Raw genomic sequence first — 1,000 nt, 5'->3', positions numbered from 1 at the left:
AAGGCGCGAGAGATTCGGTCGCAAATTTGCGAGCAGACGGGACTCTCAGAGCGAACACTCCGCCGCTATGTAGCCAAGTATCGCAAAGAAGGCTTTGGCGGACTTCGCCCTAAAGGTAAGGGACGCCACGAGACGGAGGTCATTCCGCCTCACATTCTGGAGCAGGCCATTCTGCTCAGGCGTGAAGTGCCCAGCCGGAGTGTCGCACAGATTATTCAGATTCTGGAATGGGAAGGTCATGTCCAGCCTGGTGAGCTCAAGCGCAGTACACTTCAAGATCGGCTGGCTGCCCGCGGCTACAGTACGCGCCACATGCGGCTATACGCAGAATCTGGCGTTGCGGCAAGGCGGTTCCAGCGTCGTCATCGCAATCAACTGTGGCATTCGGACATTAAGTTTGGGCCGTATTTGCCCATTGGACCAGGAGGCACCAAGAAACAGGTCTTTCTCGTCACATTCATCGATGACGCTACACGGTTTGTTCTGCATGGCGAGTTCTACCCCATCATGGACAAAAGCATCATCGAGGACTGTTTCCGCAAAGCCATTCAGAAGTACGGGGTTCCAGAGTCGGTGTACTTCGACAACGGGAAACAGTACAAGACCAAGCAGATGACGCGTATTTGTTCCAAACTCGGTATTCGCTTGCTTTTTGCAAAACCCTACTCGCCAGAGTCCACTGGGAAAGTAGAACGCTTTAATCGCGTCGTGGATGGATTTCTGGCGGAAGCAGCACTAGAGAAGCCGAAGTCACTGGAGCAGCTTAACGACCACTTCCAGGTCTGGCTCGCGGAATGCCATCAAGCCAAGCCGCACAGCGCACTGGGTAACATGAGTCCAGAATCAGCCTTTCGCGGTGACAAAAAGACGATTCGCTTCGTAGATCCGGATGTTCTCGCCAATGCCTTCCTGCACTACGAAACACGTAAGGTGGACAAGTCAGGGTGCATCAGCTTCATGGACCGCAAGTATGAGGTCGGACTGCCGTTCATTGGCTGTA

The 1,000-nt window shown here is 53.8% G+C and carries 1 protein-coding gene; it reads left to right on the top strand.

The genetic code is table 11. From position 1 onward, the window contains the following. The coding region (locus PSHG_RS25985) for a DDE-type integrase/transposase/recombinase (RefSeq protein ID WP_010267324.1) at window positions 1-1,000 on the top strand (1,000 nt) is incomplete at both ends.

It is taken from the genome of Paenibacillus senegalensis JC66 (genome assembly GCF_000285515.1).
Taxonomy (GTDB): domain Bacteria; phylum Bacillota; class Bacilli; order Paenibacillales; family NBRC-103111; genus Paenibacillus_L; species Paenibacillus_L senegalensis.
This window is presented reverse-complemented; position numbering and strand designations above follow the sequence as displayed.